The sequence below is a fragment of the Mesorhizobium sp. M2A.F.Ca.ET.067.02.1.1 genome, from assembly GCF_004023285.1.
Classification (GTDB): domain Bacteria; phylum Pseudomonadota; class Alphaproteobacteria; order Rhizobiales; family Rhizobiaceae; genus Mesorhizobium.
In genome coordinates, this window is sequence record NZ_RZSB01000060.1 from 1 (window position 1) to 14,765 (window position 14,765).

12 protein-coding genes and 1 pseudogene are annotated in these 14,765 nt (G+C 59.0%); 4 read left to right on the top strand and 9 right to left on the bottom strand.

Annotated features, from left to right (window positions below; genetic code table 11):
* From EOA28_RS07855 to EOA28_RS07880, 6 genes are all read right to left on the bottom strand, one after another.
* Nucleotides 1-333 (bottom strand): ATP-binding cassette domain-containing protein (locus EOA28_RS07855; protein WP_245501492.1); only part of this gene is annotated, 333 nt, incomplete at its 3' end.
* Nucleotides 326-1,210 carry an ABC transporter permease gene (locus EOA28_RS07860; RefSeq protein ID WP_189341976.1) on the bottom strand — a complete coding sequence of 295 codons (885 nt, stop codon included), beginning with the start codon at nt 1,208-1,210 and terminating at the stop codon, nt 326-328. The genes EOA28_RS07860 and EOA28_RS07855, both read right to left, overlap by 8 nt.
* On the bottom strand, nt 1,207-2,160 hold the full coding sequence (locus EOA28_RS07865) for an ABC transporter permease (RefSeq protein WP_128314784.1): 954 nt from the start codon (nt 2,158-2,160) through the stop codon (nt 1,207-1,209). The genes EOA28_RS07860 and EOA28_RS07865 overlap by 4 nt, the downstream gene beginning before the upstream one ends.
* Before the next feature lie 72 nt (nt 2,161-2,232).
* The gene (locus EOA28_RS07870) at nt 2,233-3,897 is read right to left on the bottom strand and encodes an ABC transporter substrate-binding protein (RefSeq protein WP_128314785.1); all 1,665 of its coding nucleotides are present in this window, start codon (nt 3,895-3,897) and stop codon (nt 2,233-2,235) included.
* 524 nt (nt 3,898-4,421) lie between these two features.
* On the bottom strand, nt 4,422-4,694 hold the full coding sequence (locus tag EOA28_RS07875; protein WP_128314786.1) for an FAD-dependent oxidoreductase: 273 nt from the start codon (nt 4,692-4,694) through the stop codon (nt 4,422-4,424).
* A 535-nt stretch (nt 4,695-5,229) separates the two neighbouring features.
* Complete coding sequence (locus EOA28_RS07880; RefSeq protein ID WP_128314787.1) at nt 5,230-6,450, bottom strand: serine hydrolase; 1,221 nt, start codon at nt 6,448-6,450, stop codon at nt 5,230-5,232.
* 446 nt (nt 6,451-6,896) lie between these two features.
* On the opposite strand from EOA28_RS07880, the gene EOA28_RS07885 reads away from it, so the two are divergent.
* From EOA28_RS07885 to EOA28_RS07900, 4 genes are all read left to right on the top strand, one after another.
* Nucleotides 6,897-8,066 (top strand): aminotransferase class I/II-fold pyridoxal phosphate-dependent enzyme, encoded by a 1,170-nt coding sequence (locus EOA28_RS07885; RefSeq protein ID WP_348633425.1) that lies wholly within the window; start codon nt 6,897-6,899, stop codon nt 8,064-8,066.
* A gap of 10 nt (nt 8,067-8,076) precedes the next feature.
* The gene (locus EOA28_RS07890; RefSeq protein ID WP_128314789.1) at nt 8,077-8,760 is read left to right on the top strand and encodes an RraA family protein; all 684 of its coding nucleotides are present in this window, start codon (nt 8,077-8,079) and stop codon (nt 8,758-8,760) included.
* A 734-nt stretch (nt 8,761-9,494) separates the two neighbouring features.
* Nucleotides 9,495-9,788 (top strand): transposase, encoded by a 294-nt coding sequence (locus tag EOA28_RS07895; RefSeq protein ID WP_057144101.1) that lies wholly within the window; start codon nt 9,495-9,497, stop codon nt 9,786-9,788.
* An 8-nt stretch (nt 9,789-9,796) separates the two neighbouring features.
* Nucleotides 9,797-10,459, top strand: a complete 663-nt coding sequence (locus EOA28_RS07900; RefSeq protein WP_245501494.1) for an IS3 family transposase — start codon at nt 9,797-9,799, stop codon at nt 10,457-10,459.
* Nucleotides 10,460-10,550: 91 nt separating this feature from the next.
* On the opposite strand, the pseudogene EOA28_RS07910 reads toward EOA28_RS07900, so the two are convergent.
* From EOA28_RS07910 to EOA28_RS07920, 3 genes and pseudogenes are all read right to left on the bottom strand, one after another.
* A pseudogene (locus tag EOA28_RS07910) lies at nt 10,551-12,625 on the bottom strand (recombinase family protein).
* Nucleotides 12,615-12,812, bottom strand: a complete 198-nt coding sequence (locus EOA28_RS07915; RefSeq protein WP_128314791.1) for a hypothetical protein — start codon at nt 12,810-12,812, stop codon at nt 12,615-12,617. Before EOA28_RS07915 ends, EOA28_RS07910 begins: the two are co-directional and overlap by 11 nt.
* Nucleotides 12,813-13,543: 731 nt before the next feature.
* A partial coding sequence (locus EOA28_RS07920) for a class I SAM-dependent methyltransferase (protein WP_210214928.1) occupies nt 13,544-14,765 on the bottom strand: 1,222 nt, incomplete at its 5' end.

Here is a 14,765-nt window from a genome sequence, read left to right on the forward strand (position 1 = left end):
GATGCGCAGCGACGGGTTCAGCGCCTTGCCCGGGTCCTGATAGACCATGGAGACACTTTCCGCGCGGGCGCGCCTGAGCGCCTCGGCGTCGAGCCTCATTACATCCTTGCCGTCGAGCGCGATCGAGCCGCCGGTGATCGAGCCGTTGCGCGGCAAATAGCGCACCACCGACAGCGCCACTGTGGACTTGCCGCAGCCGGATTCGCCGACCAGTCCGTAGGCCTCGCCGGCCTTGATGGTCAGGTTGACGTTGCGCAGCACCGCGCGGTTGCGGCGGCCAACGCGATAGGCGACGGAAAGGTCCTTCAGTTCGAGCGCGTTCTTGTCAGTCATTGAACGCTCCATGCAAGCCGTCGGCCGCCAGGTTGACGCCGATCACCAGCAAGGCGATGGCGAGCGCGTCGAACAGCACCGTCCACCAGAAGCCGCCGCCGATCATGCCGTAATTCGAGGAGATCGACAGGCCCCAGTCGGGCGAGGGCGGCTGGATGCCGAAGCCCATGAAGGACAGCGTCGCCACCGCGAAGATGGCGTAGCCCAGCCGTACCGTCGTCTCGACCAGGATAGGCGGGATGACGTTGGGCAGGATCTCGACGAACATCGTATGCATCGCGCCCTCGTGGCGCAGCTTTGCCGCCGCGACATAGTCGAGCTCGCGTTCGGCCAGCACTGCCGAGCGCACCGTACGGGCGATGATCGGCGCGAAGCTCAAGCCTATGACGACGATGACGGTGACCTTCGAGGTGCCGAGCGCGACGATGGCGAGCAGCGCGATGATGACCACCGGGATCGCCATGAAGGCTTCGAGCACGCGGCTGATGACGTCGTCGACGATGCCGCGGAAATAGCCGATGACGAGGCCGAGTGCGGTGCCGGCGATGGTCGCCAGAATGGTCGCCAGTGGCGCCACCGTCAGGATATCGCGCGAGCCGACGATGACTCGCGAGAAGACGTCGCGGCCGATCTGGTCGGTGCCAAACCAGTGCTCGGCCGATGGCGGTGCCAGCGCGTTGATGACGTCGTCGGCAAGGGGATCGTAGGGCACCAGATGTTCGCCGAACAGCGCGCAGACGACCCAGAAGACGACTATACCGAGCCCTGTGAGGAACGTGCCGGAACGCAGGAGCGAATGCAGCACTTCGCCCCAGGGACTGCGCCTTGTCGTGTCGGGTGCCGCCGGCATGCTGACGGGAGTGTCGCTTGCGCTCATTGCTCTGCCCCCAGCCGGATTCGCGGATTGAGCACGGAATAGAGGAAATCGGCGATCAATGTCGCCACCGCATAGACGATGCCGATGGTGAGGATGCCGGCTTCCAGCATCGGGAAATCCTTGCCGCGCGCGGCGGTGAAGATCAGCGAGCCGATGCCCTGGTAGCGGAACAGCGTTTCGATCACCACCAGGCCGCCGATGAGATAGCCGGTCTGCGTCGCGATGACGGTGATGGTCGGCAAAAGTGCGTTGCGCAGCACATGGCGCCAGATTACCGTGCGCCACGGCAGGCCTTTCAGCACCGCGGTGCGCGTATAGTCGGAATCGAGCGCCTCGATCATGCCGGAGCGCGCCATGCGGGCAATGTAGCCGAACAGCACCAAAAACAGCGGCAGCGACGGCAGGATGAGATAATAGAGCTGCGTGAGGAAGCCGGCGCCCTTCGGCCAGGCGGCGGCGATCGGCAGCCAGCGCAGCCAGACGCCGAAGATCAGGATCAGGATGATGCCGGTGACGAATTCCGGCAACACCGTCACCGACAGCCCGCCGAGGCTGATGATGCGGTCGAGCGGCCGGTTGAGGTTGAGCGCGGCGATGACGCCGCCGAAAATGCCGATCGGCACGACCAGCACGAAAGCGACCAGCGCCAGCTTGATCGAACTGCCGAGCGCGTCGATGACGAAAGGTGCAACCGGAGCGCGGAATATATAGGACGTGCCCATGTCGCTATGCAGGAAATTCCAGATCCAGCTCGCATATTGAGTGAGCAGCGGGCGGTCGACGCCGAGCGAATGGTTGAGCGTGTCGACGGCGCGCTGGTCGGCGAACGGCCCAAGTATGGCGCGCCCGACATTGCCGGGCAGCACCTGACCACCTATGAACACCATGATGCTGAGCAGGAACAGCGTTACGAGCGACAGCGAGACACGCCTGGTAAGGAAGGAGAGAATGGCTAGGACTCCTTGTGAAGCCAGCCCCCATGCGGGAACTGGCTGTTAGAAGATTGGTTTTGCCTTTTCCGCTTAGGCCTTCGATGCGTTTTCGAGGAACAGCTGCCCCATGGCGGACGGCTGCACCCCAGCCACGCCCTTCGCCGTGCCTGTCAGGTAATCGGCGAAATAGCTGAAGATGATAGGCGTTTCGTCAAGTAGCAGCTTCTGGATGTTGCCGGCCACTGCCTTCTGAGCCTCAAGGTCAAGCGCCGCGACGTAACTGTTTGCCAGTGCGTCGTAGTCCTTGTTCTTGAAGTGCGCCGCGTTCCAGGCGCCATCGCTCTTCAGGGGGGCTGTAAGGAACACGTTCGGCACACCGCGGTGACCATAGCCGGTGATGCCCATCACCGAATCCAGCCAGGTTGAATTGCCGAATACCGCGTCTCCGTAATATGCGCCTTCATCGAGGATGTTGAGATCAAGTTCGACACCGATTTCCTTAACCCAATTCTGGATGAGCTGGGCGTATGCCGGAATTTCTTGAGGGCGCAAGGTGGCCAGGGTCACCCTAAAGCCTTTGCCGGCGCCGGCAGCTTCCATCAGCTGCTTGGCCTGCGCAATGTCCTGCTTGCGCTGCGGCACGCTCGTATCGGTTGAAGGATAGGCAGGCGCGAACGGGCTGTCGTTGCCTAGAAGTGCACGCCCTTTCATCAGGCCGGCAACTACCTTGTCGCGATCGATTGTGAGCGCAATCGCGCGGCGCACGCGCGGATCCTTGAACGGGTCGGCGTCGCAGCGCATATGCAATTGCCGATTCAACGTCGACTTCAGGCCGATGATGTTCACATTCGGATCGTTGAGCAGGCCAATGCCCGTCAGACCCGATAGCTGATTAACGATGTCTACCTGACCGCCCTGCAGGGCCAGGATCTGCGGCTGGATGTCGTCGAAGAACGTGAACTCTGTACGATCAGGCAACGCCTTCGGCCCCCAGTAGTCCTCGTTGCGCACGAAGGAAGCGCCGACCTTGGCCGTGTACGTATCCAGCTTGAACGGCCCGGTGCCGTCGAAGCTCTTTTCGTAGTCACCCTTGTAGCTTGCAGGCAGAATGATGGCGTTGTAGTTGTCCGATGACACCATGTAGGGGAAGTTGCCGTTGGGCGCATCAAGGTAGAATTCCACGGTGTAGTCATCAACTTTCTTGATCGCACCCTTCTGCAGGACGCCCTTGAAAATAGCTAGCGCATTGGACGAACCGGCCGGGTCGGCGAGCCGATTGAAGGTGGCCACCACGTCGTCGGCCTTCATCTCGCCGCCGCTGTGGAATTTGACACCTTTGCGCAGCTTGAAGGTCCACAACGTGCCATCCGTATTCGGCTTCCAGCTTTCCGCCAGGGCCGGCTTCAGCATGAGATCCGGCCCGTCGACGCAGAGGTACTCGCCGACCTGAGGCAGGAGCAGGACGCCGCCAGAGTCTGCGATGGTGATCGGGTCGATGGCTGCTGACGGCGCGTTGCAGGCAACGCGGATTGTGGCACCGGGGGCGCCTTGGGCGCGGGCCGGCGACGGCATGCCGCCGAAGCCGGCAGCCGTGGTGATGCCGCCCAGCAGCGGTAGTGACAGGCCGAGCAGGCTGCCGTGGCGGACAAAGTCGCGGCGGCTGACACGACCGTCGACGAGACCATCGATGAGGTGATTTTCAAGCGGCGAACGATTGCGCCGGATCAGGTCGAGAATGCGATAGTTCTTGCTCATGACTTTAACCCTTTCCCCTATTTCTTGTGACTGACGATGCATTTTCAGTTGATGTAGTTCTGTCGAGTTCTCCTTGGCCCCGGCCATCAACGATGTCTGTCAACTTGGACTGTAGTGTCCGGCTTTCCTGGTCATCCGATCCAACGGGCAATTTATTTCCCATGCGGCATTAGAGTCTCCTCAAACCGGTCTTAAGGACAGCGGTTATTGGGTCCTCGGCGCTTTTGCCAGCATCGCCGAAAGTTAGCGCTTAGATGCTTCAGGTACATTTTGGGAGATCGGCCAATAACGACCGGCCCGAGACTTTTAAAATATCTTTCTTCATGACTTCCTTACTTTACTAGAAGTAGCCCTCTTTTCCGGGTCGACCCGGGCACTAACCTCGGCCAGCGCCAGGAGCTAGTGTGTAGGATTCGCGTCAGGGTAGATAAGAAAACCGCCAAATATCGGGTCGTGCGATGTCGGTGATCAGACTTCCGTCGACAGTGGAGTAGAGCGGAGCATCCGTCTCAACGTGAATCTCGTCATGGAGTTCGCCATCCTTGCCCTTGATCATCACCATCACGTACCCACGGGCCGGCGCCTCGATCGGTGTCGATGCCGGTCACCGCAGAGGTTGATCCGCTTGCGAAGGTCATGCCGGTCACAGTAACTCCGGTCAGGATACAGACACCTTCGGTTTCTGCCTTTTTTGCCAGCTCGTAGATTGCTGCAGCACTATGGGCGTAGCCGCCCTTCTTTTCGTGAAGGACGGACGTGATGTTCTTTGCCTGCCAATCCGAAAATAGGTCTTTCATGTAGGAGTCGCACTCAGCTTTGCCTTCTACGAGACAGAGGTATAGCCGATTGCCTTTTGCTGCTCATAGATACTGCGAACGTCTTCATGCATCGTTTCCGAGCTGATCTGCATGTAGCCGACTGGATTGTGCTGGTAGGCTTCTGGGTCACTCTCCCAAACGCTAACTGAGTGTGCCATGAGTTCGCGCATCGCCTGAAAGTAATTGTTCCGGACAACGCCGCAGGCAATGCCGGATGCTCCCGCCGCCACACCGCTCTTATCGTCACAAGAATGTCCGTGCCCGAACCCTTGCCCGCTTTCTTGACGGCCAGAGCCAGATGGTAAGCGGTGGACAGGCCATGGATGCCACCGCCGATGATCACGTAAGGCGACAAATTAGGAAAGGCCATAGATTACCCCCTTGTTGGCTTGCTGACTAAGACCCAGCATCTTCCGACCTTGATTAGGTTGGTGTTGTTTTTTCGTCAAAGCCCTGGTCGCTCACTCGCTCGCCGAGGCTTCGGCCTAGATCTCGAACGATCAGCTCATCTTGCTCAGCGCTGCGACACTGCCGCAGTGCGCAGGGCTTCGGCAAAGGCATTCAAAGCCGGCTCATGATCGGAAACAGGAAGAACTGCAGTTTTTTGGTCAGGCGCTGCCGCAAAGCGGTTGACATAGGGCCATGCGGAGTTGATGGCGATCACCAGCTTGTCCTTCGGATAAACGAAGGTCCTCTGCCCAGCACCGCCTGAACCTACATAATAGTCCTTGTAGATACTCCAGTTAATAAAACCCTTGCCTAGCGGAGCGTCCGAACTTGCACCGGGGACAAAATTGACTTGGACGCTCGTTGCTGCGGCCAGGAAGTCTGGCGGCACGACCTGGACGGCGCCGGCTTTGCCGCCCTCCAGAATGAACTGGCCGAAGCGGGCTTGATCGCGCAGGGTTACCGAGAGAAACCCTCCTGCTTGCTCGTTGCCGCTCGCATCCAACTGCCAGTATGCGTCCGCTTCCATCCCATAAGGTTGCCAGATTTTTTCGGAGAGGTACTCCGATAGCGGCTTTCCGACCGCGCTGGAGATCACAATCCCGGCCAAGTGGGCGTCGCCATCGGTGTAGTTGTACATAGTGCCCGGCGGATTGGCTCGAGGCAGACGGCGCATGTAAGAGACAATGCAATCCACATTAGTGTCGAGCACTGGTGCCCAATAGGACAAAAAGTTGGCATCCGGATGGGTGTAATCTCCATCGACGTCTTCGATCCACCTGACGCCCGACGTAAATGTCAACAGATGGCGGATCGTCACATTATCGTAGGCGCTGCCTTTGAGCGCGGGGATGTAGTCAGTGACGAGCGCATCGACGCTTTTGATGTAGCCATCTTTGATCGCGGCGCCCACAAGAGTCGCTGTATAACATTTCGTCGCGGACGTTAGGAGCCAAGCATCTTTTTCCGTGCGACCGAGTCCATAGCGCTCCAAGACTACCTTACCATCTTTGAGAACAATGCCGCCCGAGCTCCGGTAAGTGTCCATATACCGATCCACGGTCATCTCTTGGCCTTTCCAATTCCAGCTTGGCGAGATTTGCTGGTCGGCCCGAGCTAAAGGACGGACATGCGTGCCGTGACGCACAACGTGGACTGGATTGATCTTCTCCAGTGAGCGGAAGCCAATGGCCATCTGTTCCGGCGACCAGGTCAAGTACGCCGCGCCACCCGGCGGCAGAGTTTCACCTTCTTTGGCGCCGAAAAGCGGCGTAGAGTCTATATTCATCTCTCCCTTCTTTCTTTCTTCTTTATTGCTCGTCGGAAAACCTAAGCAGCGACTGCTCTGTGCTCGTGTAAGTTAGCTCGCCGGAGGCTTAAAAGACATGGGTAACATTCGGCATTTTTTGCGCGGTCACGCTAGGCGGGAAAGGACCCCGCGAAAAGCGATAAAAAATACTGGATTTTGATCGCTTGCTCGAATGTTCGGTCGACTATTTATGCTGCTCTCTTGCCGCATTTGCATAAACCTGTGAGGGCCCGCAGTCAGGTCAAATGTGGCTAACATTCCACAAGTAGATGCAACCACATAACAATTAATCGCTTTTTTCATAACCCAGCTCATCTTAGAGTCGTTGTGCGGCCAAGGTCCATCTGTGGTAAGCATAAATGTCCCTTCAAATTTCACGCCGAGCAGTTGCTCTAAAGCCTTCCGCGAGTATCGCGGCGAAGAAGATGGTGTCCGAGCTTCGGGCCTCAGGTCAAAGGATCATAGATTTCACTATTGGTGAACCTGACATTGCCACACCATCTCACATTATTGATGATGCACTCGCAGCAATGCGCGGAGGCGACACGCATTATACTGCTTCTGCCGGCACCTCTACGCTTCGCGCAGCCATCGCCGATAGCCTAGTGCGGGAAAAGGAGATCCCTTGTAAAGCCGAGAATGTAGTGGTCGGCTGCGGCGCCAAGCAGCTCATTTTCGAAGCTTTCGCCGCGACGTTGAACGCTGGCGATGAAGTTATCGTACCTGCGCCCTACTGGGTGTCGTATCCGGATATCGTCAGTCTTCATGGTGGCCGCCCGGTAATCGTGACCTGCGGTGAGGATGTCGAATTCAAGCTAGCGCCGGCAGTTCTCAAGGCGGCGGTTACGCCGAGAACTCGGTGGCTGGTCCTAAATACGCCGAACAACCCGACGGGAGCGGTGTATTCTGCGCAAGAGCTTGCTGGGCTCGGGGAGGTACTGCGTAGCAATCCCCATGTCTGGGTCATGACGGACGAGATCTATGAGTATCTGTGCTACGAAGGTACTCGTGCGCCCAGCCTGATCGAGGTCGCGCCTTACCTTTTCCAGCGTGCGCTGATCATCAATGGGATGTCAAAAGCTTATGCCATGACCGGTTGGCGCGTTGGCTATGCCGTCGGGCCGAAAGAGCTGATCGATGTCATTGTCAAGTTGATCGGCCAGAGCACCACTTGCGCAAGTTCTATCGGCCAAGCTGCGGCAGTCGCTGCCTTAACGGGCAATCAGTCGTGCGTTGCGGCTGCTGTGGACATGTATCGCGCTCGCCGCGATCGGATGGTCGAAATCCTCTCCGATGCTCCCGGTCTCGAAGCGCGGCCTCCCGCTGGCGCTTTCTATCTATACACCTCCGTCGCCAAGTTGATCGGCCGGCGAGCGCCCGGAGGCAAGGAGATCAAGACGGATCTTGATGTAGCCCTGTACTTTCTGGAATGGGCGAAGGTCGCGGTCCTCGATGGCTCAGCCTACGGTCTGTCTCCATATCTGCGTCTTTCCTTTGCCGCCTCGATGGAGGCGGTGGAAGAAGGCAGCAAAGCCATTGTTGACGCATGTAGAGCTCTTTTTGAAGCCGACGTGCCTAAAAGCGTCAACTCATGAGGTTTTGTCAATGATTGGGAACACAGTACTTCCAAGTGCGCAACAAGCAGACGAGGCGGTCGTCAGCGCTTTCCGCAAGAGTTCCACCGCTATCATCAGTGACAATCTGCACCGGCTGCCCGGAGCGATCGGTCTTCGGCCCTTTCACAAGGTGAATGGTGCGATGGCAGGGACGGCCCTGACCGTTCGAGTGGCCGCTGGCGACAACCTCCTCATCCACAAGGCTCTTCAGCTCGTCCGTCCCGGTGACGTGGTTGTAGTCGATGGAGACGGGGAGATCAACCGTGCCTTGGTTGGCGAAATTTTGACCACACTCGCCGAAAAGCGAGGTGCGGCCGGCTTCGTGATTAACGGTGCAGTTCGCGATGCAGGTGCGCTCGCCAAATCGGAATTTCCCTGCTTCGCATGCGCAGCCATCCACCGCGGCCCATATAAGAACGGCCCCGGAGACATTAACGTGAGTGTGTCGATCGGGGGGCTCGTTGTCGGGCCTGGTGATATCGTCGTGGGCGACGCAGATGGAGTGGTGGCGTTCCCGCAGGCCATCGCTGCCGATCTTCTCGAAGCTGTGCACGCGCAGGAGAAGAAGGAGGACGATATCCTTCGGCGCATCCGCGACGGCAGCTATACCGATGCTTACGGAAAGCCGGAGGCTTCCAATGAATTATCTCGAACACTTCGTGTCCCCGTTTGACGGCGATGCGGCAACTGAGCGCCTATGGTGATTGTTTTTGTGTTCTGGACTTTTTGGGGGGTCCCATCCGTTCGCCAGCTGCAGCAGGACTGGCTGCGAATATGAATGCGGCATTGGCAATTCGCATCTAGTCCTCCCTTTGGTGTTGCTGGGCGGGAGGCTTTGCGGCCAACTCGCCCACTTAAGCCTCAGCAACTCTGTCCCCACAAACATCCTAAGGACCACCTGGCTCACGGGCTACGCCGCTTCATCTTCCGTTGGTTCTCGCACTCAACAGAGAGTGTGGATTTTCGCTCATCCGCTATTGCCACATTTATGTTGGCGGTGGCCGGCTGTGTGATGCTCTGCTCATTTGATCACCGCCAACTCCGTTTTCTGATGCAACGGACCGGGGCAGGGAAGAGAAGTTGTCCACCCGCGCGCACCAGCACGCTTTCCAGGGGCGAAAGGGGGCGCGGAAGGTCATGCCCGTGGCCGTTCGCGTGTGCCTGAGCACCAAGATCCACATGGCTGTCCGAGTCCTTGCGTGCTCCGTGAGCTTCAACCCTAACGGGTGGCCAACGCAGAGCCGCAGCGTCATGGCCGAAGCGGCTTACGATGCGGATCCCCTGCGCCAGCAAATGGCAGAGAAGAAGCTTCAAGGGTGGCCTCACGACCTGAGCGCCTCCCCGAAAATCGGACAGTGACGGAAGCTACGACCGTCTGCTGATCTCCAAGGACGAGGAGATCAGAATATGCGCAAACGCAGGAATCATGACGCGGGCTTCAAGGCTCGCGTGGCGCTAGAGGCCGTGAAGGGCGAGCGCACCGTGTCGGAGTTGGCCGCGGATTATGGCGTGCATCCGACGATGATCCACCAGTGGAAGAAGGCGCTGCTTGACGGGGCGGCGGACATCTTCGAGCGGGGCACGAAGAAGACCGCTGAGGTCGACGAGGACACCGTGCGTTCCTTGCATGCGAAGATCGGAGAGCTGGCCGTCGCCAACGATTTTTTGTCACGAAAGCTCAAGCCTTGGGGCGGGAAATGAGACGTGGGATGATCGAGCGGAACCATCCCGTGCTGTCGGTGGGCGCGCAGTGCCGCCTGCTGTCGATCTCGCGGTCCTCGTTCTATTACGAGCCGCAGGGTGAGGCAGAAATGAACCTCGCCCTCATGCTGCTGATCGACAAGCAGTTCCTGGATACGCCCTTCTACGGCGTGCAGCAAATGACCTGGCACCTGCGGAATGAGGGCCATGCCGTGAACGTCAAGCGCATCCGGCGGTTGATGCGGCTTATGTGCCTGATGCCGATCTTCCAGAAGCCGGACACCAGCAGGCCCGCGAAGGGACACAAGACCTATCCCTATCTGCTGGGCGGGCTGCGGGTCGAGCGGCCCAATCAGGTCTGGTGCGCCGACATCACTTACCTGCCGATGCGCAGAGGCTTCCTCTATCTGGTCGCGATCATGGACTGGTTCACCCGCAAGGTACTGGCCTGGCGCATCTCGAACACGCTGGAGGCCGACTTCTGCGTCGAGGCCCTGAACGAGGCAATCCACCGCTTCGGCCCGCCCGAGATCATGAATACCGATCAGGGCTCGCAGTTCACATCCTTCGCCTGGACCGACCGGCTGAAGCGGGTCGGGACCCGGATCTCCATGGACGCAAGGGACGCTGTCTCGATAACATCTTCATCGAGCGCCTGTGGCGGTCGCTGAAGTATGAATGCGTCTACCTGCACGCCTGGGAGACTGGGTCGCAGGCCAAGGCAGGCGTCGGTCGCTGGACTGTTTCATAACACCCATCTGTCTATGTTGTTGAAGCGAATAGGTTTTGCTGATCAGGGTGCGATCCTGTGGGGTATTTTGGGTTCTGCCTCGCACGCCAAACAATGCTCTGAGCCACCGGTTCGCCGAGCGTTGATCGGCTGAAGATCCACGGGCCATCCGGCAGGGGATGAACACCTTCGATCTCGAATGCTTCGGCGGCTAGCCTGAGCGTCTTCGGTGCAATGCCGAGCAAACGCGCCGCCTTGTTCAGATTAAGCCATGGCTCATTCCCGTCTGGCACCGGCCGGAATACCGGAATCTTGTGATGCGACCTGAGCGCAGTGACCCGCTCCCGTGTCCAGCGATTGCCGTGGCCGGTCACTAGGCCGTTCCGGTTGAGGATGCCTGCAATCAGGTCATCATTGGCGATGAGAACCAGTTGCCGGACGGCGGCCAGGATGTCGGCCGAAGTGCTGTTGCGCTGGCCGCGCCGCCTCCTCGGCAGGCGAAGTTCGGTGTGGACGCCGCCAATCCAATGGATCAGGAGAACAATCTCTGAGGCTTCTTCATCGATATCGGCGACCACTTCGTGGATGACGGTGCGCACGATGCGCTTCTTGAGCCTCGCGTCGGTTCGTCGGCGCCGACCAGACAGTCTTGAGATCGGCGGTGAGCGCGGCGACGTGTATTGGCGACAGAAGTGATGGCTCCGATGTCGAGCCATCGTGCGCGGCAATCCTGCTCTCTATCTCGCCAACACGCGCGAGCGCCCGGTTCCATCGCAACTCCAGTTCCGCCGCGACCAGCCGGTTCTGCGGATCGATGGCGTCGTACTGCCGGAATGCCCGATCAGCGCTGTAGCGTGCCGCCTCGAGATCGCGCACCAGCGCATCACGAACCTGATCGCGGCGACTGGCCGCTTGTGCTTTGGCCTCGACGGCCGCGGTAATCGCTCCCGGCTCGACAACCCGCAGAAGAGCTTCCTCGATGGCGTCGTCGACGCGCAATCCTCCGAATGCGATGCAGCGCCGCTCGCCATTGTCGAGCAAGCCCCGCCAACACGAATAGCGCGGAATGTTATGTCTGGTCCCTGTGTAGCGGACCGTCAGCTTGCGTCCACAGCGCCGACAGCGGACAAGGCCGGCGAGCAGAGCGTCGCCGTGCTTGGGCGCTCCGTGATGCCGGCCCGTGGGCACGTTGTCGCTCACCATCTTGCGGATCGCCTCCGCCCGTTCCCAACTGACATAACCCTCATGAACATCCGGGATCAGAGCCAGCCACTCGGCTCGCGCCTTGCGGCGGCTGCTGGGTCGGATCACTCCCGCTGCATCATATCCGGTCGCGACACGACTCTTACCATAGGCGTAGGCGCCGCCGTAGATCGGGTTCTCGATCATCCGGTGGATGGTCGCATAATTTGGCCGACGCCAGACCACGTCACCGTTGTTGCGCTTGGCTGGCAAATCCAGCCCATGCTCGAGGAACCAGAGCAGCGCCTGCCGGGCGCTGCCGAGTTCGGCCACCTTGTCGAAGACGAGAATGATGGCGTCCTGGACACGGCGATCGGGATCCTTCTCAAGCCTGTCGCCGACCTTCACGAAGCCGACCGGGGCCGTGACAATGAGCTCGCCGCGCCGGGCCTTCTCGTAGCGTGCCGACAGGGAACGCTGACGCAGAAGATCGAGTTCGTACTCGTTGAGACTGCCTTTCAATCCCAGCAGCAGCCGGTCATTCCCCTGACGCGGCGCATAGACCGTCTCCTGATCAACCGGCACGGTATCGACGACGCGGCACATCTCGATGAGCTGCTGCCAGTCACGGCTGTTGCGGGCGAAACGCGATACTTCCCGCGCCGCGACCGCACCGACCTTGCCGAGGCAGACTTCGGCTACCATCCGGTCGAATCCGGCACGTGTGACGCCGCCGGCCGCCGAGCGACCGAGGTCTTTGTCGACCGTCTCGATGCGAGACCAGCCAAGCGCCGTCAGGCGATCGCGCATCGCATATTGCAGGGCGCTGCTCTCGATTGTGGAGGACCTGATGGGCCGAGGATTGCCGAACATACAGGATCGCCTTGCGCTCCAGATGGTGCGGCCTGATCTTCTCAGACATCATGACGCGCCTCCTGTCGTTCCCGAGCGAGGTCGCCGTCGGCGTGGTCGAGGATCAGGCGGACCATCAGCTTCGTCAGCGTCCGGCGCGTCTCGGCGGGCAGCGTCTGCCATTGCGGCGGCTGCGGCGTCTCGACATCGTGCGGATTGGAGAACAGATCGAACTGATACGTGGTGAGCTGGCGCGGCATGGACACCTCCCCGATTCGCGTCGTGAGAGCCCAATGCTGCGCTCGAATCTCGCCTTTGCGATGGGGTGCCCGAAGTGGGTGTTATATCCTGCAGCAGCGCCGCCAACGCGCGTAGCGCAGCAATATCGACATGGGGAGCGGCGCCAACCTGCCAGGCGGCACTAGCCGCCCGATCAAACATCCAGGCTGGAATCTCCAGCCACCGATCGGATCCCCGACCAGAGAGGCTGCAACGGAAAACCTCTCTACCAGCCTTCTCGACCACCTCATGAATATGGGCCAGGCTCCCGGCCCAAGGATGCCAAGGGTAAAAAAGCTCGTGCTCCGCGATCACGTGGGCGTTGTGTCGTCGTGTTGTACAACTACCAGCGGCCTCACGCAGCCTATGGCGGACAGCCGCCCGCCGTGGTCTACTTCAACAGCATCGAAACCGATCAGCAGGCGCGAAGAGTAGCTTAAACCACCCAGAAATCTGTCCGAAGATGGGGGAGTAGCTCAACCAACCGCGCATGACTCGAGCCAATGTGGATTGTGGATCGCTCATCTCTGCTTCATGCGCCATAAACCTGATCGGCAACGGCATCGCATCGGAGATCGTTACGACAGCCGACCCAGGTCTCAACGCCAAGAAAGAAAACCCGGGAAATGAGCAGAACGAATGCCGGCATGGTCTGAATGAAATCCCCCGGGCTCGATCGTCTGCAACATATATTTCGAGGATGAGTGATCCATCAGCGAAGCGGCCTAAACTCAAGTAGATGCCAAAGCGGAAACTCACTTGCAAGGTTGTAAGCGCGCGGATCGATTTCAGCGAAATAGCTAGCCGGAGTAAGCTCCCGCATATCGCCAACAACGAAACCCGCTTGCGAAACCGTTCGGATTAGCCAGGACAAAGGCGGCACGACTCCGAAGGATTTTCTGAGATACTCCGTCAGGACGACGAACGGCCGATCTTCAGCACCGAGCCACGGCATTAAAAAGAAGACCCCATGCGGTTCAACGCTGACGAATGCGCCATCGGGCTTCAGGATTCGCCTAATGTCGGCAAGAAGGATGCCGATATCGGCTATCTGACCAGGGAAGAGCGGAACGTAGTAGAAGAGGAGCGAATCGCTCATGAACACGATGTCAGCCGAGCCGCTCGGAATACCGTCGAGCCCACCCTGCTGACCGATATGCATCTGCTCAAACCGAACGCCGTCTCGGGCGTGCTTGCGCGCGACTGCGAGATATTTGTCGCTTGGGTCGACGCCCAAAACGCTCGCGCCTCGGCTGGCCATCAGATTCGAATAGACGCCCGTTCCGCAGCCGAGGTCAACGACCGACATTCCCTTGGTGATGCGCTCTTTGGTGTATTGCTCAAGAAACGCATTTTGTATCGCGTTATAAAGCGTATCGCGTCGGACCGACACCTGATTAGGCTGGAATTTCTGCCGGATCCACCAAATAGCGGGGTCTTCCCTGCGAATCAGCGCCATGTACTGACCATGCTGCTGATGAAAATTGCCAAAGTTTTGATGATCTAGGATGTGGCGTTTCGGTTGAAAACGTTTACGGTAATCCGCTTCGTTGTCGATAACGATGTAATGTTTCCTTAGCTCAGCGAGCAAGCCATGGTGATGAAGATTCAGCTCTTGCCATTGGCGAAGGTCGCGACGAAACCGGCTGGGATCGGCGAGCAGCCCACCCTCGTTAGAAAAGTATTCGATCTTCCAGCATCGATACAAACCATCGCTGCTTATCTCAGCCAAGCTCGGTGTACCCAACAGGCGAAAGACATCACTGCTAATTCCCAAGGCGGTGCGGGAAAAGACGTTCATCGCGACCCAGCGGTCTGGATATTCCGCTGTGGATTCGGGCAGGAAGATAACGTCCTTTGGAACAATCGGCATTAGGAAGGCCCTCCTACCAGCCGCTCCAGAATTCCAATCAATCCCCCGACGGTCTGGAATT